This is a genomic window from Methanomethylovorans sp., from assembly GCF_041305605.1.
Taxonomy (GTDB): domain Archaea; phylum Halobacteriota; class Methanosarcinia; order Methanosarcinales; family Methanosarcinaceae; genus Methanomethylovorans.
In genome coordinates this window covers 35,588-61,075 of the sequence record NZ_JBFYLB010000017.1, presented here as the reverse complement: position 1 = coordinate 61,075, position 25,488 = coordinate 35,588, and the positions used below count along the sequence as shown (strand labels likewise).

Genomic DNA, 25,488 nt, shown 5'->3' with positions numbered 1-25,488 from the left:
TGCCCTGGCATAAGCGTATAGGGCACAAATATGGCTATTATCTTATCTACGGTTGCAAATAATTTCAACTATGAAAGGGGATGAATGAAATGAAAAAGAATAACTTATTGAGTTTAATATTGATGTTGATGGTGGTGTGCTCTGTCATGATGTCCGGCTGTACTTCCAGTTCCACTGATGCAGCAAACACAGGGAATGTGAGCAGTACTGAAGACGCTCAAGACACAGAAAGCACTCTTGTGCTTGGCGAGATGTGGGCTATAGATTCCATAGATCCCGCAGAAGATGGCACTGTTTTGTGCGAAAAGGCAGCCTGTCTGGAAACACTTGTGGGTGCAAATGAAGATTTCTCACTAAAACCGGCACTTGCCACATCCTGGCAGCAACTGGATAACAAGACCTGGCAGTTCAACCTCAGGAACGATGTGCTCTTCCATGACGGCAGCAAGATGACTGCAGCAGATGTTAAGTTTTCCCTGGAAAGGGTTATGAATATCAGCCCCAGGGTTAATTCCATGCTTAAAATAGAGTCCATAGAGGTCGTGGACGATCATACTGTCAAGATAACAACAACAGAACTGAACCCCATACTCGCCGGTGTGCTGCACTATCCGAATACCGCTATCATCAGCAGCAGATCAGTGGATGAGCAGGGTAAGTTGGTGAAACCCATAGGTACAGGCCCCTATGCCTTTGAATCCTTCAACGAGCAGACCGGTGAACTCACAGTTGTAAAGAACAAGAACTGGTGGGGAGGCGAAGTGGGTCTTGACAGGATGGTACTAAAAGGCATTCCTGACCCCAACACCAGGGCAATGGCCATTGAAAGCGGAGAAGTGGACTTTACTGTGGATGTGCCATACAGCGAGACAGACCGCATCGATGCCCTGGACGGCATAAATGTGGAGAAATACATGACACCCCGCGTCTACAGGATAGAAGTGAACCTTGCGCACCAGCCACTTGATGATGTAAGGGTCAGGCAGGCCATCTCCTATGCTATTGACAGAGATGAGATCGTGGAACATGTGCTCTACAACGTAGGCCAGCCGGCAGCCGGTCCATTCCTGCCCACAATGGTATGGGCTAATAAGAACCTCACACCCTACAAGCAGAACCTTGAGAAAGCCGGAGAACTGCTCACAGAGGCCGGATGGGTGGACACCAACGGTGACGGGATCCGCGATAAGGACGGAAAGGATCTGGAATTCAAGTTCATGACGTATGCCGAAAGGCCTGGACTGCCACCCATGGCTGAGACCATAGCTGCCGAACTGAAGGAAGCAGGTATCAAGGTGACTGCAGAGGTCATGGACTTCGGTGCCATCGAGGATAACACCGAAAGTGGAAACTGGGACCTTTACCTGGCAGCATATAACATTGCAATGGTGCCAGATCCCGAATATGTACTGAACAACTGGTACTACACAGACGGCCCTGACAACGGCCCTGGTTACTCCAATCCCGAAGTGGATGCGCTGATAGATGAAGCAAGGACCATTACGGACCTGGATGCCCGGTACCAGAAATTCAATGAGGTGGAGGCCATTGTCTATGAGGAGCAGCCCATGATCATAGTTGCATACTATGGCTGTGCCATCGTAAAGGACGATAGTCTGAAGGGTTATGTCTTCGACCCCACTGCCCATGACTACCGCATCAACGCCGGCATGTACATGGAGAACTGAGAGTAAACAAAATGGACGAGATATATAAGCACCGGGTTTCCGGTGCTTTCACTTCCCTTTTTATTATTACGATGATCCAAAAGGATATTTCCATGTAACCATCCGAGGCAGGAAATGCACCGCTATATCCTCAAAAGAATTCTCTTCATGATTTTCTCCGTATTTGTGGCTTGTATGATGACCTTCATGCTGATGAACGTCATCCCCGGTGGTACGCCACAGCTTATACTCAAGCACACTTTTGTGGGACTGGAGGAAAGTGTTACCGATGAAGAGCTTTCCATGATATCACATAGGTACAATCTTGATGATCCTCTCTACCTGCAATTCTTCAGGTGGATGCAGACAGGTTTGCTGCATGGTGATCTGGGCACTTCCTATGTTTACAATCGCCCGGTACTGTATCTGCTTGAGCTGCGCTTCCCTGCAACTATCCTGCTTGCCATGACCAGTATATCAATAGCAGTGCTTTGCGGTGTATCCCTGGGTATATATTCAGCCCTGAAGGAGAACAGGTTCACCGATCATCTGCTGCGGTTCGTAAGCCTTTTCGGCGTATCCATGCCCGGTTTCTGGGTGGGTTTGCTGCTGATGCTGGTATTTTCCGTGAAATTGAAAATGATACCGGTTGTCGGTTATGGAAATATTGAGAACCTACTACTGCCCTCCCTAGCTCTTTCCACTCACTCCACCACAGCCATTCTGAGGGTCACAAGGACCAGCATGCTTGAAACCCTTGGCCAGGACTACATTCGTTTTGCGACTGCAAAGGGTCTTCCCATGAGGGTCATAGTCACCCGGCACGCCCTGAAAAATGCCATGCTGCCTGTAATAACAGTGCTTGGTTTCCAGATGGGGCATCTGCTGGGCGGTTCTGTGATCATAGAAGAAGTGTTCGCATGGCCGGGCATTGGCAGCCTGCTTGTGAATTCCATTTCCGCAAGGGACCTGCCGGTGGTACAGGGTTGTATGATCCTTATTGTTACAATGTTCCTGCTTGTGAATTTCCTTGTGGACATCCTTTATACTTATCTCGATCCGCGCATAAGGTACGGCTGATGTAATGAAAAAAAGATCAATCATCTTCCGCATAATGCAGAATAAAACGCTGTGCAGAGTAGCTGAACGCAAGTTCATGCTCATATCCATGAGTATGCTTTGCATTTTAGTGTTCATTGCCATTGCAGCACCTGTACTGTCACCAGATGATCCCAATGCTATAGATCTTAAAAGTAAGAACCTTCCACCTTCATCGGACCATTTACTGGGTACGGATTATCTGGGAAGGGACCTGCTAAGCAGGATCATGCACGGAGCGACCACATCACTTTCCATTGCTGCCGGAGTTGTAGTCCTTTCCCTTATCATCGGCATCAGCCTGGGATGTATTGCAGGTTATTACGGTGGCATTGTGGATGAGGTCATCTCGCGTGCGATAGATATCTTTCTTGCTTTTCCGGGCATTATCTTTGCTCTTGCCATGATGGGCGTGTTGGGTCCGGGTATACTGAACCTGATGCTTTCTCTGGCGCTGGTGCACTGGTCCACGTATGCAAGGCTTATGAGAGGCCAGGTTCTTTCTGTTAAAGAGCAGGAGTATGTGCTCTCAACTAGGCTTTTGGGTGCAAATGATCTGCGTATCATGAGAAAGCACATAATTCCCAATGCCATTGCTCCAATAGTCGTGCTGGCCACCATTGATCTGGGGCATGTTATTCTCTCAGTGGCAGCTCTGAGTTTCCTGGGGCTGGGTCTGCCTACGGACATCCCGGAATGGGGTTCCATGCTCAGTGCGGGCAAGGAGTTCATGAGAACTGCACCTTACCAGACCATATTTCCGGGTCTGGCTATCACATTGTTCGTTGTTATCTTCAGTATTCTTGGAGACGGGATGCGGGATATTCTCGACCCGCATGATCTTGGAGGCGATCTATAGTGAAAGTTGATCATTTGCTTGAAGTAAAGGACCTGTACGTTGAGTTTCCCACCCCGGACGGCGCTGTCAGGGCGGTGGATGGCGTATCTTTCCAGGTTCAGGAGGGAGAATCATTCGGTATAATCGGTGAGACTGGGTCCGGCAAATCCGTGGTGGGGCTTGCAGTGCTGCGCCTGCTCTCTTCCAATGCCCGGATAAGAGGCAGTATAATGTTCGAAGGTCGGGATGTTTTCGGCATGGATGACAGGGAACTGAGGGAAATGCGTGGCAGGCTGATCTCACTGATGCCTCAAAATCCTGCCACATCCCTGAACCCTGTACTGAAGAACAAGGTGCAGGTCACTGAGATATTCGAACAGCATGGCATAAAGAAGAAGGATGGCCTGCAAAAAGCAATGTCCATTATGGGTAAGCTGCTTCTCAGCGATCCTGAAAGAGTATGCAGCCAGTATCCTTACCAGCTTTCCGGTGGTATGAAGCAGAGGTTGCTTGCTTCGATTTCCCTTTCCATGCACCCGAAGCTTATGATAGCCGACGAGCCCACGAAAGGGCTTGATAATGAGGCTAGGGAAAAGGCCATTGAACTTTTCCGAAGCATCAAACAACAGTATGGCAGTTCCATGCTCATCATCACCCATGATCTGGATTTCGCCCATGCTGTATGTGACAGGGTGGCTGTGATGTATTCCGGGAGGATCGTGGAGGTCAATAAAGCCGAAAGGGTTGTTACAGCTCCGTCTCATCCCTATGCCAGGGGTCTTGTGCAGGCCCTGCCTCGTAACGGGCTTGTGCCTATGGATGGCCACAGCCCGAGCAGGATAGATCTGCCTGAGGGCTGTTTGTTCTACCAGCGTTGCGATTCCCGCTCTGATGTGTGTTGTCTGGAACACCCCCTCACGAAACTCCATGAAGGAGGGCTGGTTAACTGCCACCTGTATTAGAAGTAAAGCATCTGCAGAAAGAGTTCAATGGCAGGAACGTACTGGAAGATGTGAGCCTTGCCATTTGGCCGGGTGAAACTCTTGGTTTATGTGGCAGGAGCGGTTCAGGCAAGACCACGGTGGGACGCTGTATCGTCGGTCTTGAAAGACCTGACAGCGGAGACATTCTTTTCGAAGGCCAAAAGCTGCTGTTGAAAAGCAAAAAAGCCTTTTCAGGTAAAAGTACCGGCATACAGATGATCTTCCAGCATCCTGAAACTTCCCTGGACCCGCGCATGAAAGGCATGGACAGCATCATCGAGCCCCTGCAGATACACAATAAATGTAATGGAGAAGAGATGTATGACAAAGCCCTGGAACTTGCGGATATGGTGGGTCTTAGCATGGAGCATCTGCACCGCTATCCCAGCCAGCTCAGCGGTGGCGAGATACAGCGTATCGTACTTGCCAGGATCTTGTCCATAAGACCCCGGCTCATTGTAGCCGATGAACCTACCTCCATGCTGGATGTGTCGGTGCAGGCTCAGGTCCTGAGGCTCATGCAGCGCATCCAGGAAGAAAAAGGCATATCATACCTGCTCATATCCCATGATATCGAGCTTCTGCATCAGGTATGTGACAGGATAGCGTATCTGGAGGATGGGAAGATCGTGAGAGTGGAGAAGAGTTGAAAGAAGAAGATTCAGACATCTTCATTTCCTCCCCACGCCTTTAAAGAACATATAGTTGAAAGTCCCTTCTTCCGAAGCTGTTCTGTGCAGGTCTTCGATTCCTTTATCAAATATTTTGGCATCGATGATGCCCATTTCAATTGATTTTTCCCGCACTCCTTCCACCATGGGGATGATGGTAAGCCTCACGAAGCCTTCTTCCATGTGAGGACGGCTGGCATCGCTGTAGACCATGCGGGGTGAGACTTCCACATCCCTGAAACCCGCTTTTCTGAGCAGAGGATAGACCTGTCTGCCCACAAGGGAATTGCCGCCGAGCATAGCCTGTGAGACTATCAGGCTGTTCCATGCATGGAGTGCCGCTTCTGTTTCCGGGTGGAAGAAACATGAGCCGTGATCGCCTTCGATGACCGTGATGGTACCATCTTTTTTCAGCACCCGCATGAGCTTCTGCAAGGCTTCCAGAGGATGTTCCAAGTGTTCCAGCACAAAGCACACGAACACATGGTCAAAGCTTTCATCTTCAAAGGGCAGGTCGAAGATATCCGCCTGCCGGAAGGTCACATTGGAAACGTCATGATCCCTCGCCCGCTGCATGGCCTGCTTAAGCGAGTTTTCTGAAATATCAATAGAAGTGATATCAGCATCCGGGCTGTTCTTTGAAAGGATCACGGTCTGTGCACCTATACCGCACCCCGCTTCCAGCACCTTTTCCCCTGGCTGGTAATGAGTATCGCTGTGCAGCAGTTCTTCCAGTGTCGTTGCCTGGTCGTGCAGCCTTAAAGCCTCTCTTTCGGAGTACCCGTGGACGTATTTGTTGCTCATGTTCTCCCTGCTTTTTTTATTGCGGAAGTTCCATTGAACCCTCGGTTATATTAGATTGCTGCTAGAGGATCATTTGAGCATACACATGAAGATACTAAAAGAAGCATCCTTCAATTTTAGCAAATGAAGTATTCCTTTTTGGAACGAATATACAGTATAACAGGTATCGATGTTATCAGCGAACTGGCTGCTATTATGATCAATGAGCTAACCGTTATTGGTGGAAATATAAACAAGGAAAGTAATCCATTGACAGCTTCGAACAGAAGCCATGGCAGTCCGAGTGTCCATGCGATCTTTTTGAGCTTATAGAAGCCGTATGTGACAAATAGTCCGATGATCCCGAAGATAAAAGATAACAAAGTACCAAGAAGCCCATATATCATTTTTCCGAATATGAAAGCAGGTATTTGAGGCATTGTCTGGAGCAAGTGTCCAAGTGCTCCTATCATTAGTAAAGTAAGCACTATGTTAAATCCGGTTGGCCTCTTTAATTCTTTTGAAAGTGCATTGCATGCTGAACCTACTATTACTTCAGTTGACACTTTTATCACCACCTTTTCGGCTTTCAACTCAAAATGCTCCATGGTTATATAAAATACTATTGCATTGTAACAAGGTACATCTTCTGTTATATGAGGTTTTTTGTTTTTTTCTTACCGATAATTCCATTCAATATAAACCAATATGTATATATGTCTATATATAAAACATATTTTTTAGAAGCAAACATTGGAACAGAAAGTATCAAGTATTACGTGAGATAGTTGTAGAGCATCAATCTTATCGGTAATACCATGAGACCAGAAGTAAAAGCAGAACTTATTGCCGTAGGTTCCGTGGATATGGAACCCTCCCTTTCGGGCCGTACTACCATACCCACAGCAGGTCCTGGCGCTGGCAAGCTGGCCTTTTTCTTTAGTTCCGGTGGCAACAGGGTGCGTCTGGGCATTAATCCCGCTTCTCCCCTCAAAGGTAAAAAAGAAAATGGAGAGCTTGTGATCATAAAGGATGGACGGGAGATTGCCCGTGGCATCATCGAAGAAGAGCTCATCCACTGTCCCGAACAGGCTTTTATCACCATGTGCGAGAAATGCATCTTCGACTGCAAGTTCTGCCCCGTGCCTAAACTACAGGGCAAGGTCAAGACCATGGACGAGATGCTTGCAATGATCGAAAAGTCCCATGCCACCGGCAGGATGCATGCGATCTCGATCACATCCGGTGTGGAGATATCTCCTGAAAAAGAGGTTGACAGAGCCGAAGAGCTTATCCGCAGGCTCAGGGAAAAGTACACTGTGCCTATAGGTGTCTCGGTCTATCCCACACACGATTCCACGCGCAGGCTCAAGGATGCCGGTGCTGATGAACTCAAATATAACGTAGAGACCCTGGACCGGGAGATCTTCAGCAAAGTGTGTCCCGGAGGCGGTCTGGAAGATGTGCTTGCAGGCCTGCGTGAAGGTGTGGAGATCTTCGGACGTAATAAAGTTTGCTCGAATTTCATTATCGGCCTGGGTGAAACCGATGAATCGGCCATGAAAGGCATTGAGGAACTTGTGTCCATGGGCGTGGTCCCCATCCTCAGGGCTGCCAGTCCGCACCCTCTTAGAAAAGGTGAAGTATTCATAGAAAGACCGTCCGCTGAAAGGCTCATGCGCTTGACCCGCTTCCTGCGTGAGAAACTGGATAAGTACGGTCTGCGGGCGGACACTTTCCGGACTATGTGCCTGCCATGTACGGGATGCGACCTGAATCCGCATTCGGATCTGGAATAGATATCCTGTGTCCAGAAGCTACTTCAGGTTATTTTCAAACTCATCTTTAAGAATAGCATATATACAGCCATCCTGCACAACATTGTTTTTGATAATATTGCTTTTCAGGACAGCTTCAAGCCTGAAACTTGCCTTTTCAAGAACTCTTCTGGATGCTGTATTTCTGGCAAAAGGCTGTGCGTAAACCCTTATTAGATCGAAGTTCCCGAACAAATATTTCATCATGCACCTGACCACTTTTGGCATGATCCCTTTTCCCCAGTATTCCTCAGCCAGATAATAACCCAACTCTGCGTTCTTTTGATGTACATTTTCCTTAAAATACGCAGCTATGCTGCCTGCCACAACATTGTCTATAACAATAGCAAATGCCCTGGAAATGCCTTCACTATGTTTGGTGAGGTAAATGAATTTCCTGGCATCGCTGATGGAATATGGATAAGGGAAACCATCTCTTAAATTATCGGCTATTTTTTTGTTGTTCGCAATAACTGCAAGCCTTTCGGCATCTCCATCTTCCCACGGCCTCAGGGTAAACTCATCGGTCACTATTCTTATATTTCCTCTCTTCATGGAAATCCTTCTCTGAAAAATATTAAATGAGCATATTCTCAAGATCAGCGTATCCTCTTTTCAATGATCTCAGGCCAGACAGAAGCTGATACTATCATGCTCAAAACAAATACAAATACCATGCCTGCAACGATATCCACCTGACTATACAGTGGCACAGTCCTGGAACTGTTCACCATTACAGCAAGTCCGGCAAAAATGATCACAAGCAAAAGTGAAGAAAGGATGCTGGCAATAAGTGAGTATTTTCCTTTATTGTCTGAACTTTTATCCATACCGATCATCACCTTATTTTATCCGGCTCCTTTTCATCAGCAGCGAGTTCGTAGTGACAGATACGGAACTCATGGCCATGAAAGCCGCAGCAAGTTCTGGGGTTATCAGTATCTTATGAAACACCGGAAAAAGTAAGCCCGCAGCAATGGGTATGCCAATACTGTTGTATCCGAAGGCCCAGAACAGGTTCTGTTTGATCTTGTTCATGGTAAGCTTGCTAAGAGTAATAGAAGCGACCACATCCCTGAGATCATTCTTAATAAGCACGATACCTGCTGATTCCATAGCAATGTCCGTGCCTGCACCCATGGCAATCCCGATGTCAGCCTGGGTGAGCGCCGGAGCATCGTTAATACCATCTCCCACCATGGCAACTATGCGTTCTTCCTCCTGCAGTTTCTTGATCTCGGATGCCTTGTCCTCAGGCAGCACTTCTGCAAGCACTCTGTCAATACCTGCTTCTTTAGCAATCGCTTCGGCGGTCCTGCGGTTGTCTCCGGTGATCATCACAACTTCTATCCCCATTTTCCGGATCTTTTGTACTGCCTCTTTGGAGTTCTCCTTAATAGTGTCCGCAACAGCAACGATCCCGATGGTCTGTCCATCTTTAGCAACTATCATGGCAGTCTTGCCCTCAGCTTCAAGCTTTTCCATTCCAGGATTGATAACTGAGATCTCAAGGCCATTGTCTTCCATGAGCCTGCGGGTCCCAAGCAGTACTCTGCTGCCATTTATTGTAGCCTCGATGCCTTGTCCTGCAATTGACCTGAAATCCTCCACATTTCCAATGTCCAGCTGCTTCTCCTGAGCCGCCCTGACAATAGCCTCTCCCAGGGGATGCTCTGATCCCTTCTCAGCAGTTGCTGCAATTGCAAGCACCTCATTCTCATCATGGTCTGCAGTAAGCACAACATCAGTAAGTTCGGGTTTGCCTTTGGTGAGAGTGCCTGTTTTGTCAAAAACGATGGTATTAACTTTCGGGGTAAGCTCCAGAGCTTCTCCACCTTTGATGAGGATACCGTTCTCAGCGCCTTTACCGGTACCCACCATTATGGCAGCAGGTGTGGCAAGTCCCACAGCACAGGGACAGGATATGACCAGCACTGTGATGGAAATAAGTAATGAGAACAGGAAAGGACTTGTTATGCCGGAAACTGAGGTTACGTCATATCTCTCGTATCCGATAAAGAACCAGAAGAAGAATGCTGCAAGTGCAATGATATGCACGGCCAGGATGAAGTTACCAGCCACCACATCAGCGATTCGCTGGATGGGAGCTTTGGATGTCTGGGCATTCTCCACCAGCTCGATGATCTGTGCCAGGGCAGTGTCAGCGCCAACTTTTGTAGCCCTGAACTGCAGGTATCCGCTCTTGTTGATGGTTGCTCCGATGACAGTATCTCCTGATGCTTTCTCCACAGGGATACTCTCCCCGGTTATCATGGATTCGTCAACTGCAGAACTTCCCTGTACTACCACTCCGTCCACAGGCAATTTCTCCCCGGGTCTTACCACCACAATGTCTCCTACCTGTACATCTTCCACAGGTACTTCTTTCTCTTCTTCTCCAACAAGAACACGTGCAGTCTTAGCCTGCAATCCGATGAGCTTCTTAATGGATTCCGATGTCCTGCCCTTTGCCCTGGCCTCCAGATACCTCCCCAGGACGATGAACGCGATAAGCATGACAGCGGTATCATAATACAAATGGTGATAGCCCGGTCCCAGGTCCAGGAACGAGGATGCCATGCTTATGACATAAGCTGCTCCGGTACCTGTCGCAATGAGCAGGTTCATGTCCGTGACCCCGTGTTTCAGGCCTTTGTACGTGCCTTCGAAGAACTGCCTTCCCGGAAATACCATTACTATAGTCGTGAGCAGGAACAGCACGATGTCATTTGTCAGGATATCCGGCACAAAGTATAACAGCTGCGGGAATCCCATTTTCATACTGCCCAGCATCACAGGGATGACCATACCGCCAGCTATGAGCAGGTTCCTTTTCTGCTGCCTGATCTCCTCTTCCCTTTCCTTAAGTTCCCTGTCTTCCAGGGCTTTTCGGTCCATTTCCAGGGATGCTTTGTATCCGATGCCATCCACAGCTGCTTTCATCTGCTCAGGGGAAACCAGGGAAGCATTATATTCCACATGGGCTTTCCCAAGAGAAACGTTCACGCTTACGGACTCCACGCCATCGAGCTTTTTGAGCACCTTCTCCACGTTCAGGGCGCATGAAGCACATTTCATACCTTCTATCTTAAGGCTCAGGCTATCCCTTACCACTTTGTATCCGATAGCTTCGATAGCATCTTCAATCTCCTTCGGACCCACAAGTGCTGGATCATAAGAAACATATGCTTTTGCCATAGGCAGGTTCACAGAAGCAGAAGCCACACCCTCTAATTTTTTAAGGGTACGTTCGATGTTAAGGGCGCAGGCAGAGCATTGCATTCCTGATACTTTCAGGGTGATCTCCTGAAGTTTACCAGGATCGGTCTTTTTTCGACCCTTATCTTCTTTTTCATCGTCCTCGGGGATGGGAAAAGGACATGCCTGCTGCTCATCAGCAGCATCACATTCTTCTCCTGTCTCATAACCTGCATCCACGACTGCCTTCTTTATCATTTCAAGGTCCGTTGTTGCCGGGTCGAATTCAACTGTAGCACTTTCATCTTCCAGTTGCACCTCTACTGAACTGACTCCGGCAACCTTGGAAATTGCCTCTGTCACACGCTTGTGACAGTGCATACAGGTCATGCCATAAACTTTGAATTTGGTCTTCATGTAACTAAAGTTCAGTGATCCTATGCCACAACTTCATAACCCGCATCCGTAACAGCTTTTTTGATCTTGCTTATATCAGTTGCAGCGGCATCATATTCAACAGTTGCCTGTTTCTTTGTCAGGTCAACTTTCACGCTTTTTACTCCCTTCACTGCCTTTATGGCCTTCTCCACAGTTGCCTGACAGTGTCCGCACATCATTCCTTTTATGTTGATCGTTTCTTGTGCCATTATCTCACCAAGTGCCGTTATTCGTGATTTTATTAATGATTTGGCGGGCAGACTATAATATCCTTATGCAAGTCCACTATTGCAAAAGGTCCCTGATTTTGACAGCTCTGTAAGTCTTTCCCCGGTAATTGATGGGACAGGAAATGGCCTTTTTGGGGCAGAACGAGGTACATCTTAAACAGTATTCACAATCATATCCACGTTCAGGATATCCGTCCTCTGTCATCGTGATATTGCCAACCGGACAGAGTTTAATGCATATCCCGCATTTGCTGCATTTTTTCTTATTTATCTTCAAGTTCAGCAACTTCTGGTTAAGGTCGCTTTTTGTTAGTCTGAGCCCAGCTCTGGAAATGAAAAAGACGATATCGGAAAGTATGGGAACTCTGCCCCAGTTTGATCTTCCTTCGATGATATCAAGAGCATATTCTCCGGCTTTTTGAAGTCCCCTCTCTACTTTTTTCTGACATACCTTATCTTCTTGGATGTAAAATATATTCGGGGGCATAATGATCTCTTTAGCTCCCACAGGAGAGTAACCTTTCTTTTTTACGATCTCACGCATGGGACCTATGATCCCACCGGAAACGCCTCCAAGAGTATCCACCATAAATATAGGCGTACCATGGGCTTCAGGGAGGGCCTTTACAAAATCCCATACCAGCCTGTAAGTGGTAAGTTCAGCCACAGGAAAGCCCAAGCCTATCGTATGCTCCGGGTCGATATCACTGGGATCTGATCTTTCTATCCTGTGCAAATTGACTTGTATGTCATGTTTCTCAAAAACATAGCGCATCTTCTTAACAATAAGTAAAGTATTCCCGGTGCCGGAGAAGTAATAGAAATCCACGACCTTCATATCCACAGTATCATCTTCTCAAAACAGCCTTAACCTCAAATATCAACTGATCCTGACAGCAGCCTCTATAGCTTCTTTCCATGATGCAAGATCTGCACAATCAATTTCAAAACGGGCATTATCTTTCATATTTCCCATAACGACCAGTTTACTTCGGCCCAAAAGGCCTCCTCCTTTTATCTCAGTGCCCAATGTATCTTTCAAGCTTATGTCCTTTGAACCGCCTGAATACTCGATTTTTGCTATTCTCTTATTAGTAAGTACTGTAAACTCATCTTTTGTCCGGTCAAACTTCAGCAAATGCTCTCCACGTATGTATTCCTGCTGCAGGCATTCAAGCATCTCTGTTATCTGTTCCGGTTTTCTGGCCCGCATGCCCATGACCGTTATCTGTCTACCTCCCATTACCAGGTAGATCGATGGCATTTCATGCGCCCATCCCAGCATATCCCGTACTTCCACAGAGTAAAGCACTTCTCTTCTTTTAGAGAGGAGAGAGTTTGTATTTTTGATCAGAAAGATGCGCTTGTTGGTGCAGGCCATTAAGACCCGTTCACCTCTGAAGAGGACCTCTGTTTCTCCAAGTGTCTTTTCGCCCTGTTTGAGAACGGTACCTTCAAGACCCACATTTTCTCTCTTTTCAGAAACAGCAAGCTGCTGTATCCTTCTATCTGAATCTTCAGGCATGTAATGCTCCAACATCTTTACGAGCAGCGGACCGTCAAGCAGCTTCACATTATGCTCTGCAGCCTCTTTTTGCGCCTCTTTTGTGAAACCTGAAGTCGTAGCTATGATAACTCCATCAACATTATCCCTGTAGCGCAGGCTGCTGTATTCCCTTACCTCCTTTACACCTACTGGCTCAGCATAACGTTTAGCCTGCACGATCCATGTGTGGGAAAGGCCAAAGTTCTCGATGAAGATATTGATGTCCACTCCCGCATCCCTCGACCTCTGGGTGACCTCTGATCTGTACCCCATCTTTATGAACAGATGGCCAAGGAGGTCCTCAAACTCATAGGGTTCCAGGCCCAACAGTCTTTCAATTGTCCAGGTGTTCATATTATAGACCATCTAACGGGGATTTGAAACATAGATGTGAAAATATGTGGATGTTTTTGCTTCCTTCTTACTTATATTCTTGCTTCTGTATAGTTGTCTGGCACATATAAGGCAGCATAACAGTTGTTGTGTAGAGTAGTTGCACAACCATACAAAACTTTATTTCCTATCATGTCATATTGAGCATTGTTCTCCCTTACGAACACTACAGGATTAGGTTTTTAATACAATGGAACAAATCATTCGAGGATGAGTAAAATGGACGATCTGGAAGCTATCAGGAAGAAAAGGCTTCAGGAACTCCAGCGGTCCCTTGAAGCACGTCAATATCCGGCAGAACCGGTGGTTGTCACTGATACTGGTTTTAACCAGTTCATATCCCAGTACCCCCTGGTAGTGATAGATTGCTGGGCACAGTGGTGCGCTCCCTGTCGCATGTTATCTCCCACCATCGACCAGCTTGCCTCAGAACTGCAGGGAAAGATCGTGTTTGGTAAACTTGACACGGATCATAATCCCAAAACCGCACAGAACATGGGAATATCAAGCATCCCCACATTGCTGGTTTTCCGACAGGGCCACTTAGTTGACCGCATTTCGGGAGCATTGCCAAAACAGCCACTTTTACAAAGATTAACACCATTTATTTATTGATCTATTTATCACATAGAGGAGCTTGTAATATGGGCCATAAACCAAGAATTGTCGAGAGTCCTTCAGTACGTTTAATAGAACTGAAGTCCGGTTCCAATGCATATTTCATTGTAGCTTCTGTGGAAGTGGGCAACACTACTACCAAATGTATCCTTACAGCTACGAACCTGGAAGATGGAAAAACACGCCTGGTCACCAAGACCGTGACCATGACCCGTGATGTGAGGGCACCTAAACCCGGAGAGGAGATATTTGGCCGGACTCTCAGCGGTGTGGAGCTTACCAGGCAATCCATTGCTGAACTTGTGAGAGATACACTTCTAAAAGCAGTGGAAACGGCAAATCTGGATATAAAGACAGATATCCATTTCGTGGTACGTTCCACAGGTGTTGTGGCCGGTTTTGACGCACCGGAGGAAGTGGGCGAGTTTATCAAAGCACTGGCTGAAGGTTGTCTCATGGCGGGTGTACCTCCGAATCGTATGACACCACCGATGTCAGTATTTAATATGCATGAGAAGTTCCGTAAATATACCAAACTGGAAAAGGTCGTATTTGATGGGGCAGTTGCCAGTGTCACACCTCCCAAAGGAGCTACAGGCGTGGAGATCGTGGCCAACGAAATGGAAGGAGAACTTGCCACTGCAGGCATCAAAGAAGGTGCTAAATGGGTGGATGTGGATTTCCGTAACCCTTGCATTTCCATGGACTTTGGTACCACTCTGGATGGAAGGATCATAGGACAGGAATTACCTTACGCAAGGACCATTGGTAACTTCTGCGGTTATGCAGGTGCTATTCCGGATGCGCTCATCAAAGGCACAGGCAAGGTCGATGCCAAAAAAGGCACTGCTCTTGAAATAGCTCAGAACATATCCCTTGGTAAAGTTTCGCTCATGCTCAAGGGTAAACAGATAAAGGAATACTCGCAAAATATCCATCAATACATACGCATTGAAAAAGTACCCCAGGGTTTTAAAAGATACGGAAGCGTACCAGTGAACCCAAAAGCAGCAGAGGAGATAGGTGTTGTGCTCATAGGCTGTGATGTAGGGGTGAACGGTTCAGATATGGACAAGCTTATGGCAATAGGTGCCGAGATAAATGAGAAACATGGCATAAACTTCCTGTTCGCCGTGATAGATGAGGTAATGGCCCATGTTGTCCAGAGGCTTGTGAAAGTGGCACAGGACGAAGGACTTGTTTTTGAGAACACTGCGATCGGTGTTACCGGACGTGCAGGGATCACGGGAGACAAACCGAAGCTCATCTTGAAATATCTCGGGGAATTGGGCATAAACCACAAAATAGAGGAGCATGTTGTGTTTGTAGACGATGGTCTGGCAAGAGGCGCTGCCGTTATGGCGAGGTGCATGAACTCCCTGGGAACGACATTCAATCCGCTTGGTGGCAGAAGAGGCGGAAAATGTATTCTTGGCCAGCGCATTAAATTACAATCGGGAAAATGAATCTTGGGAAGGTAAGACCTTCCCTGTCTACATATGTAAAAGTGGCCGGAAAAATAACAGGTCCAAAATAACAGAATTATTCAATTCACTATCAGATTAGTAATAATTACCGTTCCTCTTCTCTTGTCTCATCTTCTCTTTTTTGAACTCCATCTGGTGCTTTGTCATTGCTCTTTCATGTCTGTTTGGTTTCGTGTTATTCATACGACCACCTGCAAATAGTCATATTTTCATACATGTGGCTATCTCCTGTGATAGTTGAGCAGAATAGGAACGATGCAGAAAAAAGAGACACGTTCCATATAATTCAATTGAAGGTAAGAGAGTGCATTTCAGAAACATTGCCTGTTATCTGGGTATTTATGTACATGTATATAAAGAAGCTGTCCTAATCCCTGCTTCTTTCATAGGAGATGCCTAAGAGCCTGCACATGTCCTTTAAATGCAATGTATTTATAACATCAGCAGGTGTAACCCAGGCCCTTCTTGCCGTACCCACTCCATATCTTATGTTAGCGAACTGGTCCGGTGAATGGGTATCGGTATTGATGGCGAGTTTTATCCCCATTTCCCTGGACATCATTGAATACTTATCATTAAGGTCAAGTCTCTGGGGAGCTGAATTTATCTCCAGTATTTTTCCATGTTCCAGTGCTGTGTCCATTATCTTTTCCATATCCATCTCGAAGGGCAGCCTCTTTCCGAATTTTCTGCCGGTGGGATGTGCAAGGATATGTACATATTCATTCTCCAATGCAGTTACGATCCTCTGTGTCATGGTCTTGCTATCCTGCTCAACAGAACCATGCACAGCCACTACAACAATGTCAAGCTGCTCCAGTAATTCATTACTATAGTCCAGTTTTCCATCAGTAAGTATATCGCATTCGGTACCCGAAAGTATACGTATGCCTTCGATCCTCTCGTTAAGTCTCTCTATTTCCTTGATGTGTTCCAGCAACCTCTTTTCTGAAAGGCCGTTTGCGATCTTAGAAGACCCGGAGTGGTCAGATATAGCTATGTATTCGTATCCAAGGAACCTTGCAGCAAGTGCCATCTCTTCTATTGTATTCTTACCGTCACTCCAGTTGGAATGTACATGGAGATCACCTTTGATGTCACCGATCTCTATAAGCTGAGGGATCTTCTTTTCCATTGCTGCTTCTATTTCTCCCCTGTCCTCACGCATTTCCGGCGGGATGAATTGAAGTCCGAGCATCTCATATTGTTCCTGTTCAGTGGAGCAAGGCATTTGCTCTCCCGTCACAGCATTCTTTAATCCATATTCGCTGAGGTGCAAGCCCTTTGCAAGGGCGATCTTGCGCAATTTAACATTATGTTCCTTCGAACCAGTAAAATGCTGAAGCAAGGAACCGAATGCATCATCTTTCACTATCCTCAGGTCTACCTGTATGTTTCCCTGATAGATGGCAGACCCTTTGGTATTTCCCTTTTCCAGGACTTTTTGCACGTTATCCATACGGGTAAACGCTTCTATGGCCTTTTCGGGGTCATCGGACCGGGCTATCAGGTCGATATCCCCTACAGTATCTTTCCATCTCCTGATGCTGCCCGTTATCCTTACTTCCCTGATCAATGTTCCATCAACGAGCTTTTTGGATATTTCCTCGGCTACAGGCAATGCCACACCCAGCGGAAATCTTCCTATGTTACCTTCTGCAACCTGACGTTTAACTGCAGTAAGAATGTTCTCTTCCGTTTTCACACCCATTCCGGGAATCCTGCGGATCCGATGTTCCTCTGCAGCCTTGAGCAATCCCTCCAGATCTTTAACACCTAATCTTGTATACAAAAGATGGGCAGTCCTGGGGCCGATCCCCTGCACAGCAGTGATCTCGTCTATTTCTTCCGGTATCTCATGCCTGACCTCTTCGAAAGCCTTGAATGTCCCTGTGTCAAGCATCTCCTTTATCTTTGCCTCTATTGCCTCCCCTACTCCGGGGATATTGCCAAGCTCATCTTTTTTGCGCAGGACATTTATATCCTCTTCCAGCTCCTCTATATGTCTTGCAGCTTTCTGGTATGCTTTTATCTTGAAAACGTTCTCTTCTCCTTTAAACTCCAGCATTTCTGCCATTTCATACAGGCGCTTTGCAACTTCAGCGTTAGCCATCTGAATATATAATGAGAGAATTGCACAAAAATCTGATGTTCCTTTTCCAATATTACTTTTTAAGGGCTGCCTTTTCAATGGCCTTCAGAACAGCATCCTTGTGCAGTTGTGCAGATTCGTGGATACCGCCTTTGTTGCCTCTTACAGCACGGCATGGATACTGCTGGATAAGAAGTCCTGCCTTTGCAGGTGCATCCTTTAACGAAACGCCTTTCAACTCCTCTGCCATGTGCCAGGTGCTGCCACAGGGTGCTCCTCTGATCACTTTTACCTCAGCCACTTTTCCTTCGTGAGTGGTGATCTCAAGCAGAGGCCGTGACAATTTGTCAGTGAATTCACATATAGCAGGATCTGCGCTGAGGGTGCAGCAGATATCCTCCACTTCTATGTACATACCATATTCCTGTGATATTCTTTTCAGTTCCTGTACAGGCGCTTTTGATGCACCTCCGGGAACTATGAGGGCCCTCACACCTGCCCTACCTGCCATATGGGCTATCTGTGGCGTAAGATCAGGATGTAGAGAGTATGTTATAACAATTTCAGCATTGAATACAGTTCTATCCATTGCTACCTGCTCGAGGAATTCTTCCGGCTCATCTATAAAATCAGGGAGATGTTCCGGCACTTCTGCGCTCAGCACTTTCATATCAGTGCGCGTAAGCAGATTACTGATGAGCCTTTTCCCATATTTGCCCCTTGTGATAACACCTATGGTCGTCATGTTCTTCATGTTACTTAGATTTCATGCACTATAAATGATCTTTCTTATGGACCTGTTGAGATATAGTCACGCAAAATTTATATTATACTATTAATATATTATATTTAGGTAAAAATCATGGCGGAGATCGACCAGTCAATGGTGTATTTCAAGTGCGGCTCATGTGATTACGTCTTTGAGTCAGACCCGGATTTCTTCGAGGTAACGTGTCCACAGTGCGGAAGTGGAAGCACTTACCGGATCTAAGAGTAGTTATATAATAGGTCTTGCCTTTATTGGTAGTCATTGAATGAGAGGCAAACTAATTACTTTAGAGGGTATCGATGGCTCCGGCAAGTCTACCATATGCCGGTTACTGCAGGATGAAAAAAGGTTCGCAGGGTGCATCTTCACTCGTGAGCCCACTACAAGCTGGCTTGGAGATGCTGTAAATCGTGCCCTGCGCAGCGATACGGACCATATAGCAGAGCTGATGCTTTTTCTGGCGGATCATGCTGACCATATTTCCAGGCTTGTTCGCCCTTCCCTTGAACGTGGATCTAATGTTATATCAGACCGTTATTCTGCAAGCAGATGTGCTTACCAGGGCTCCACACTTACGGGTTTGTTCGAGGACCCACTGGATTGGGTGCGAACACTACACAAAGGCTGGACTGTCGATCCGGACCTCATAGTTCTTTTTGACACTGATCCTTCGGTGGCTGTAAAACGTTGCGGGGATCGCGGAGAACAATCGAAGTTCGAGAAGATCGAGTTCCTGAAGGCAGTGCGCAATAATTACCTGCGTCTTGCAGCAGAAGACCGTGAAAGGTTTGTGGTCATCAATGCTGACAGACCTTTAAATGAAGTGAAAGAAGAAGTCTTCAGAATCATTGCTCATGCATTAGAAGGCCGGGAATAAAGATTGAACCAGATATTAAAAATGGTTCCTTACAACTGATCTTTTCCTTTTCCCGGCTTTAAAGATCACAGATCGTTCGCATCAGCGAACTTGATGAGTGTCTCTCCCAGATCCCTTATATATTTGGGATTTAGGTTAAAACGGCCTCTTTTCTGGCCAGCCCGTTCTTTTGCGATTTCTACATACTCATTTTCGTACTTTTCACTTGTAGCAAGGCTTATTGTTAGAAACCAGCCTCCTCCCATTTTGATCTCTGCGAAGCCTTCTTCTATTGTTATCTCAGATTTTACATCAGACTTTGTATCAGTTTCTTCCAAGCATGTCACCTTTATTCTCGTCATTGCTGTGCCCTATCCAGCGGTATTGAACCATTGTGCAGCGCAGTTGCCACAAGGGCACCTTTAATTCCTATGCTTTCAAGCTTTTTGATATCATGGATATCTTTTACACCGCCACCCAGAAGCACATCGTGGTGGGAAATGGAGGCAATCTTACTTAAGAATTGTGAATCCACACCGCTTGATGTGCCCACCCTGTCCATGTCAAGGATAATGATATTTTGTATATCAAGAGCATTGAGCTCATGCACAATTTCAGCAGGCTCACGGGGCATGAGAGGATCGGATGTAAGTATCTGCCCGTGCTTTTTGTCAATACTTACATTTACTCTGCCAGGCAGGAGGGCTGCAACTTCTTTTATGGTCTGAAGGGATGCAGTCTCGGTTCCAAGGATTAACGTATGTGCAAGAGAACTTACTTCCATCGCCTCTTTAAGCGAAGATATACCCGGGTCCAGCATTGTACTGACCTGTGAGGATATTTGCTTTATCGTGGCGAAGTTGGTATTATGAAGCCCGTCCACCTGCAGGATATTGAGGTCCGCAATGTAGACTTCTTTTGGTTTTACTTCTTCTAAGAGCTTTATGGGCTCTGAGGTGCTACAGATGCGGCTTGTCAGATGTACGGAATGGTAGTTCTTCCGATCTCCACCCTGCGCGTGGACCACATTCATATTATATAAATCCAGTACAAAAACGATACGAAACATATATTAACTGATAGACAGTCTCATGCTATAAAATAGAGGTTATTATCATGAAATTGCTAGTCAGCCCAATAAACAAAGAAGAGGCAATCGCTGCATACAAGGGTGGTGCTGACATCATTGATGTGAAGAACCCCAAAGAAGGTTCCCTGGGTGCCAACTTCCCTTGGGTCATCAGATCAGTGAAAGAAGCTATAGGTTCCAAAAAACCTATCAGTGCAACGATTGGTGATTTCAATTACAAACCCGGAACTGCATCTCTGGCAGCTCTGGGTGCTGCTGTTGCAGGTGCGCATTATGTCAAGGTCGGTCTCTATGATGTGCAGACAGAGGAACAGGCTCTGGACATGCTTATCAACATCACCAAAGCTGTCAAGGACCTGGACCCTTCTAAAAAGGTTGTAGCATCGGGATATTCCGATTACAAGCGTATCAATTCAATTTCTCCGTTCCTGCTTCCGGCGATCGGTGCGAAAGCTGGCGTGGATGTGGTAATGGTCGATACGGGTATCAAGGATGGCCGCTCCACCTTTGAATTCATGTCCGAGGACGAACTTACGCAATTCACCGGTTCTATCCGTGAATTGGGTATGGAATCTGCTCTTGCAGGTACTCTCAAGTTCGAGGATCTGCCCACGCTCAAACTCATCCAGCCCGATATCATTGGTATACGTGGCATGGTCTGTGGCGGCGATCGCACTTCCTGTATCCAGCAGGAACTTGTTGAGAAACTGAAGAAGTTGATCTGAGTAATTCCGGCTTGGTCCGGATCTTTTATATTTTTCCGTTTAAGCATTTTGATTTCTATATATATCTATACATAGATATATTGCCAGTACTGCCAATAGGACCTACTAAAGATTAGCTCCATAAATGTCTATATTGCTTCAGTGCCACATTTTCTGTAAGTGGAATTCAAAACACTTAAATATGTTCTTTGGATTATGTCTCTGAAAGAATCTAATATTTTTGGAATGGTGGAAGGATGAGATCAGGATCATCTAAAAAAGTGCTCGTTACGGGCGGTGCCGGATTTATCGGAAGTCATGTTGTGGACAGGCTTCTGGCCGATGGCCACGATGTGGTGGTCTTTGATAACATGACCTCAGGTAAAATGGAGTTCATAGCTCATCATTTGAATGAACCGCATTTTAAGTTCATAAACGGGGATATGCTTCAGCCTGATCAGATCTACAAAGCCTGTAATGATGTGGAACAGGTTTTTCACCTGGCAGCCAACCCTGACGTAAGGATTGGCTCTTCTAACACCCGGATGCATTTTGACCAGAACATTCTGGCTACATACAACCTCCTTGACGCCATGCAAAAGCAGCATGTGCCGGAAATAGCTTTCACCTCATCTTCCACAATCTATGGCGAAGCGAATATCATTCCGACCCCTGAGAACTATGGTCCATTGATGCCAATTTCCATGTACGGGGCATCCAAGCTTGCCTGCGAGGCAATGATCACAGCCTACTGTCATACCTTTGATATGAGATCCTGGATCTTCCGGTTTGCCAATATAATCGGTGACCGTGGGACCCATGGTATTATCGTGGATTTTATCCATAAACTCAAAAAGGACCCTTTTCATTTAGAGATCCTGGGTGACGGCAAACAATCTAAATCCTACCTCCATGTAAGGGAATGTGTGGATGCTATGATGTCCGTGGTTGAGAAAGGCAATGAGCAGGTCAATATAATCAATATCGGCTCAGAAGATGTCATCTCGGCCACCCGCATAGGTGAAATAGTAGCCGAGGAGATGAGACTCAGTCCGGAATTCGTATACACAGGTGGATCCCAGGGCTGGAAAGGCGATGTGCCTAAAATGATGCTTTCAATAGAGAGATTAAAAGTATTAGGATGGAAACCCGCAATGGGTAGTGAGGATAATGTGAGAGGGACAGTCAGATCCCTTCTTAGAGCTGTGGAATAGGTCGTATCAGTAAAGCATTTAAAGAGTTATGGCCTATTTATCCTACAGATAAAATATGAGTATAAGTGTCAGGCTCACCAGTGATCGCAAAATACAACTTCCGGAATATGTGATCAAAAAAATGAATCTATCAATAAACGATGAGATCATTGTGGAAGTTGAAGACAGCAAGTTAATTCTGACCAAAAAAGAAGGTAGTCAGGCTGATCTTTTTAATGGATCACATAATGAAGTCTGGAATAGTACTGATGCTGAAGAGTATTTGAAAGATGAAGGCAATTGCAGTGATAATAGCGGTTATTGAACTCTGTCAAAAGGTCATTGGCATGATTGCCCGGTAATAAGTATATCAATACCGCTGTTTACTTAAAAAACAATGATATCCATAACACGTTAGTTTTCCTCATCGCCCTTACAATGAGAATTACAACCCGAATCTGGTTCTCGCAGCATTGTACAAATACCACATATGCGATGAGGGATATTTTCAACTTCCCCATTGCTCAGGTCTTGAGCAATGGATCTAATAGCTGTTTTAACGTCATCTTCGAACTCTATCCTGTATCCTCTCTTCTTAGAAAGGTACTGGGAAATTGCAGACGGGGCCATGTCCAGCAGACGAGCGGTTTCCTGTTGGGACACCCCAAGATTCACTAATTCTTCTGCTATGGCTGCTCTTATTGCCGGCAGCACATCCCACACTATGGTTTGGCAAGGTAACTTCATCGAAGTATAATTTGTACCATTGGATTAAATCATTGTGGCTATATGTGGACTTTCAGGGCAAGGACTTTTTAGAACAAAGGCATTAAGATAAATATTACTATCTGTACGATATCCCTTTGTATTACGAAAGTCGCTTGAACGGTCAACAGTCACAACTTGCACAATGATTTGTTATATCTCGTATTGTTTATTCAAAAGGAACTGAATTATAAAGAAACATTTATATTGCTTTGAATTGATAGTTATTCAGATAATTATGCACATAGCGATACATAGCGAATGTGAGATTTACGATCAGTATGCCACCTTCCGGCTTTTAATGCGGGGGCTAAATAGTTGACCATAGTTGCTGTAATTCCTGCTTATAATGAAGAAGTATATCTACGGGATGTCATCAAGAAAGCAAGATCTTATGTTGATGACATTATAGTTGTGGATGATTGTAGTGATGATGCCACAGCATTCATTGCCACCAGCATGGATGTCACACTTATCCGGCACGATAAGCCTCTTGGTAGAGCAGAGGCTTTAAAAACTGGTTTTCAGGAGTCTTATAAACTTAAGCCTAAGATCATTGTAACTATCTATCCGAACGGCTGTCACAATCCCGACGATATCCCTAAGCTTCTGGAGCCCATCTTCTGGTTACAATCTGATGTTGTTACCGGTGAGTTAAAAGGCCATGAATGTATGCCCATGATCCTCATCGATAAAAATGGAAAAAAACAACAGACAGTTGTAGGGGAAGCATATGACTTTTCAGAAAGCCGATATGCGGGATTCAGTGCTTTTTCATCCAATACCTTTGATGCTCTTAAGTTCGATGGAACAAATGTTCCTATCGAGTTCTCTCTTATTAAGGATGTACAAGATGCAGGGCTTGACGTCAAAGGAGTAGAGGTATCCGTTTTCGTCAGTGATGAACACGCTGTTTTCTATGAACGCAAGATCGGTGTGGTCATCCCTGCCTACAACGAAGAAAAACTTATCAAGATCACTGTTGAAGGTATTCCTCCGTACGTTTCCAGGATCTACGTGATCAACGATGCAAGCACCGACTCCACTGCACAGGTGCTGGAATCCATCAAGGATCCGCGTTTACACGTCATCACTCATGAAATGAATCAGGGAGTGGGTGCAGCTATTCTGCATGGATACAAGCGCTCTCTTAAAGAGAACATGGATTTGATCGTGGTCATGGGAGGGGACAACCAGATGAACCCTGATCAGCTTCCCAAGCTTCTCATGCCGATCATTCAGGGCAAAGCCGATTATACCAAAGGCAATCGTCTCATGAGCAAGGAGTTTAGGGGAGGCATGAGCAAATGGCGTCTGTTGGGCAATTCCATTCTGACAATGATCAACAAGATCAGCAGCGGATACTGGCATATCATGGACCCCCAGAACGGTTATACTGCCATCTCTCGAAAAGCCCTCTCTGGCATGGATATAGACACTCTCTTCACTTACTATGGCTACTGCAATGATATGCTTGTGAAACTCAACACTTTTGGTTTTCACACTATGGATATCACAATGCCCGCCCGCTACGGTCAGGAAAAGTCTTCCATCAAGTACAGTAAATTCATGTTCCGTGTTTCTGTTATGCTCTTCAGGAAATTCCTGTGGCGCCTTAAGATGAAGTACATGATATTGAGCTTCCATCCTCTAGTGTTCTTCTATGCTCTGGGAATGATACTGGTACCTGTGGGTTTGCTCTTTGGGGGTTACATTTTTGCTTCCAAGTTGTTCCTCGGCTGGCCAGTGTCACCGAATTCCCCACTGCTGGACGCTTTATTGCTGATCACTGGAATACAGTTCACTTTGTTTGCTATGCTGTTTGACATGCAGGAATCTGACAAATGTATGCAAGATAGTGAAACAGAGATTCGGAGTGTGGTCTGGAACTAACTCATTCGTCTTAAGTAATATCTTAAGTAATTTGTAGTCAGAATGATCTTAGGGCAAATCCCATCAGTTCAATTATTAATACATAGCGATGATGACACTCAATACATATCATTTCAATGAAGGAAGCAAGGATGCCCCCGGACAGGGGTTTCCGGAGCGATCATATACGGCTTATGGGCAAATAGAAGATCAATTCGATCGAAATCTTTTGCTAGTGGTGATATCTGATGTTTTCTCTTAATAACCTTGATTTTTCTCTCCCTAGATTTCGCCAGATATGTGAATCAATATCCAGTAACTATACAACTATAACAGTATTAGATTATTTTCAAAAACCCCGTCCGGATAAATTCATAATA

Annotated in this window: 26 protein-coding genes; 13 read left to right on the top strand and 13 right to left on the bottom strand. The window is 45.8% G+C overall.

All coding sequences use genetic code 11. From position 1 onward, the window contains the following. Positions 1-89: 89 nt before the first annotated feature. From ACCM36_RS01305 to ACCM36_RS01285, 5 genes are all read left to right on the top strand, one after another. A complete protein-coding gene (locus ACCM36_RS01305; RefSeq protein WP_370571890.1) occupies positions 90-1,688 on the top strand; it encodes an ABC transporter substrate-binding protein in 1,599 nt (532 codons plus the stop codon). Positions 1,689-1,802: 114 nt separating this feature from the next. Then, positions 1,803-2,747 (top strand): ABC transporter permease, encoded by a 945-nt coding sequence (locus ACCM36_RS01300; RefSeq protein ID WP_370571889.1) that lies wholly within the window; start codon positions 1,803-1,805, stop codon positions 2,745-2,747. Positions 2,748-2,781: 34 nt separating this feature from the next. Further along, positions 2,782-3,624 carry an ABC transporter permease gene (locus tag ACCM36_RS01295; protein WP_370571888.1) on the top strand — a complete coding sequence of 281 codons (843 nt, stop codon included), beginning with the start codon at positions 2,782-2,784 and terminating at the stop codon, positions 3,622-3,624. Then, a complete protein-coding gene (locus ACCM36_RS01290) occupies positions 3,624-4,565 on the top strand; it encodes an ABC transporter ATP-binding protein (protein ID WP_370571887.1) in 942 nt (313 codons plus the stop codon). The genes ACCM36_RS01295 and ACCM36_RS01290 overlap by 1 nt, the downstream gene beginning before the upstream one ends. A 50-nt stretch (positions 4,566-4,615) precedes the next feature. Continuing rightward, positions 4,616-5,236: an ABC transporter ATP-binding protein gene (locus tag ACCM36_RS01285; protein ID WP_370571886.1), complete on the top strand. Its 621-nt coding sequence runs from the start codon at positions 4,616-4,618 to the stop codon at positions 5,234-5,236. Positions 5,237-5,257: 21 nt separating this feature from the next. Here the strand turns inward: ACCM36_RS01285 and ACCM36_RS01280 are convergent, their stop codons facing one another. Both ACCM36_RS01280 and ACCM36_RS01275 read right to left on the bottom strand, forming a co-directional pair. Then, on the bottom strand, positions 5,258-6,061 hold the full coding sequence (locus tag ACCM36_RS01280) for a methyltransferase domain-containing protein (protein ID WP_370571885.1): 804 nt from the start codon (positions 6,059-6,061) through the stop codon (positions 5,258-5,260). Positions 6,062-6,177: 116 nt separating this feature from the next. After that, positions 6,178-6,606, bottom strand: a complete 429-nt coding sequence (locus ACCM36_RS01275) for a hypothetical protein (RefSeq protein ID WP_370571884.1) — start codon at positions 6,604-6,606, stop codon at positions 6,178-6,180. A gap of 252 nt (positions 6,607-6,858) precedes the next feature. Here ACCM36_RS01275 and ACCM36_RS01270 point away from each other — a divergent pair, with 252 nt between their 5' ends. Then, positions 6,859-7,839 carry a radical SAM protein gene (locus ACCM36_RS01270; RefSeq protein ID WP_370571883.1) on the top strand — a complete coding sequence of 327 codons (981 nt, stop codon included), beginning with the start codon at positions 6,859-6,861 and terminating at the stop codon, positions 7,837-7,839. 18 nt (positions 7,840-7,857) lie between these two features. Here the strand turns inward: ACCM36_RS01270 and ACCM36_RS01265 are convergent, their stop codons facing one another. From ACCM36_RS01265 to ACCM36_RS01240, 6 genes are all read right to left on the bottom strand, one after another. After that, positions 7,858-8,412, bottom strand: coding sequence for a GNAT family N-acetyltransferase (locus tag ACCM36_RS01265; RefSeq protein WP_370571882.1), 555 nt, complete (start codon positions 8,410-8,412; stop codon positions 7,858-7,860). 44 nt (positions 8,413-8,456) lie between these two features. Continuing rightward, positions 8,457-8,687, bottom strand: a complete 231-nt coding sequence (locus ACCM36_RS01260) for a hypothetical protein (protein WP_370571881.1) — start codon at positions 8,685-8,687, stop codon at positions 8,457-8,459. Positions 8,688-8,700: 13 nt separating this feature from the next. Further along, positions 8,701-11,472, bottom strand: coding sequence for a heavy metal translocating P-type ATPase (locus tag ACCM36_RS01255; protein ID WP_370571880.1), 2,772 nt, complete (start codon positions 11,470-11,472; stop codon positions 8,701-8,703). A 20-nt stretch (positions 11,473-11,492) separates the two neighbouring features. Then, a complete protein-coding gene (locus ACCM36_RS01250; protein ID WP_370571879.1) occupies positions 11,493-11,702 on the bottom strand; it encodes a heavy-metal-associated domain-containing protein in 210 nt (69 codons plus the stop codon). Between the two features lie 76 nt (positions 11,703-11,778). Continuing rightward, on the bottom strand, positions 11,779-12,561 hold the full coding sequence (locus ACCM36_RS01245; protein ID WP_370571894.1) for an EFR1 family ferrodoxin: 783 nt from the start codon (positions 12,559-12,561) through the stop codon (positions 11,779-11,781). Between the two features lie 42 nt (positions 12,562-12,603). Next, entirely contained in the window at positions 12,604-13,623 is a 1,020-nt protein-coding gene (locus ACCM36_RS01240; protein ID WP_370571878.1) for a restriction endonuclease, read from the bottom strand. 249 nt (positions 13,624-13,872) lie between these two features. Here ACCM36_RS01240 and trxA point away from each other — a divergent pair, with 249 nt between their 5' ends. Together trxA and ACCM36_RS01230 are read left to right on the top strand one after the other, a co-directional pair. Beyond that, positions 13,873-14,277 carry a thioredoxin gene (trxA, locus tag ACCM36_RS01235; RefSeq protein ID WP_370571877.1) on the top strand — a complete coding sequence of 135 codons (405 nt, stop codon included), beginning with the start codon at positions 13,873-13,875 and terminating at the stop codon, positions 14,275-14,277. A gap of 29 nt (positions 14,278-14,306) precedes the next feature. Continuing rightward, a complete protein-coding gene (locus ACCM36_RS01230) occupies positions 14,307-15,746 on the top strand; it encodes a methanogenesis marker 14 protein (RefSeq protein ID WP_370571876.1) in 1,440 nt (479 codons plus the stop codon). 388 nt (positions 15,747-16,134) lie between these two features. On the opposite strand, the gene polX is transcribed toward ACCM36_RS01230, so the two are convergent. Together polX and ACCM36_RS01220 are read right to left on the bottom strand one after the other, a co-directional pair. Further along, positions 16,135-17,880, bottom strand: a complete 1,746-nt coding sequence (gene polX / locus ACCM36_RS01225) for a DNA polymerase/3'-5' exonuclease PolX (protein WP_370571875.1) — start codon at positions 17,878-17,880, stop codon at positions 16,135-16,137. Positions 17,881-17,932: 52 nt separating this feature from the next. Further along, positions 17,933-18,604 (bottom strand): DUF166 domain-containing protein, encoded by a 672-nt coding sequence (locus ACCM36_RS01220; protein ID WP_370571893.1) that lies wholly within the window; start codon positions 18,602-18,604, stop codon positions 17,933-17,935. 289 nt (positions 18,605-18,893) lie between these two features. Here ACCM36_RS01220 and tmk point away from each other — a divergent pair, with 289 nt between their 5' ends. Continuing rightward, positions 18,894-19,505: a dTMP kinase gene (gene tmk, locus ACCM36_RS01215; protein ID WP_370571874.1), complete on the top strand. Its 612-nt coding sequence runs from the start codon at positions 18,894-18,896 to the stop codon at positions 19,503-19,505. Positions 19,506-19,570: 65 nt separating this feature from the next. Here tmk and ACCM36_RS01210 read toward each other — a convergent pair whose 3' ends face one another. Then, entirely contained in the window at positions 19,571-19,846 is a 276-nt protein-coding gene (locus ACCM36_RS01210; RefSeq protein WP_370571873.1) for a hypothetical protein, read from the bottom strand. Then, a complete protein-coding gene (locus ACCM36_RS01205) occupies positions 19,843-20,553 on the bottom strand; it encodes a HisA/HisF-related TIM barrel protein (RefSeq protein ID WP_370571872.1) in 711 nt (236 codons plus the stop codon). The genes ACCM36_RS01210 and ACCM36_RS01205 overlap by 4 nt, the downstream gene beginning before the upstream one ends. Before the next feature lie 47 nt (positions 20,554-20,600). Between ACCM36_RS01205 and ACCM36_RS01200 the strand changes: the two genes are divergently transcribed. The 3 genes from ACCM36_RS01200 to ACCM36_RS01190 all read left to right on the top strand — a co-directional run bounded on the left by ACCM36_RS01200 (position 20,601) and on the right by ACCM36_RS01190 (position 22,796). Further along, positions 20,601-21,299 carry a (5-formylfuran-3-yl)methyl phosphate synthase gene (locus ACCM36_RS01200; RefSeq protein ID WP_370571870.1) on the top strand — a complete coding sequence of 233 codons (699 nt, stop codon included), beginning with the start codon at positions 20,601-20,603 and terminating at the stop codon, positions 21,297-21,299. Positions 21,300-21,535: 236 nt separating this feature from the next. Next, positions 21,536-22,492, top strand: a complete 957-nt coding sequence (locus ACCM36_RS01195) for an NAD-dependent epimerase/dehydratase family protein (RefSeq protein ID WP_370571869.1) — start codon at positions 21,536-21,538, stop codon at positions 22,490-22,492. Positions 22,493-22,547: 55 nt separating this feature from the next. Next, positions 22,548-22,796 (top strand): hypothetical protein, encoded by a 249-nt coding sequence (locus ACCM36_RS01190; protein WP_370571868.1) that lies wholly within the window; start codon positions 22,548-22,550, stop codon positions 22,794-22,796. Positions 22,797-22,885: 89 nt separating this feature from the next. Here ACCM36_RS01190 and ACCM36_RS01185 read toward each other — a convergent pair whose 3' ends face one another. After that, on the bottom strand, positions 22,886-23,218 hold the full coding sequence (locus tag ACCM36_RS01185; RefSeq protein ID WP_370571867.1) for a transcriptional regulator: 333 nt from the start codon (positions 23,216-23,218) through the stop codon (positions 22,886-22,888). Between the two features lie 336 nt (positions 23,219-23,554). Between ACCM36_RS01185 and ACCM36_RS01180 the strand changes: the two genes are divergently transcribed. Next, positions 23,555-25,129 (top strand): glycosyltransferase family 2 protein, encoded by a 1,575-nt coding sequence (locus ACCM36_RS01180; RefSeq protein WP_370571866.1) that lies wholly within the window; start codon positions 23,555-23,557, stop codon positions 25,127-25,129. Positions 25,130-25,488 lie beyond the last annotated feature (359 nt).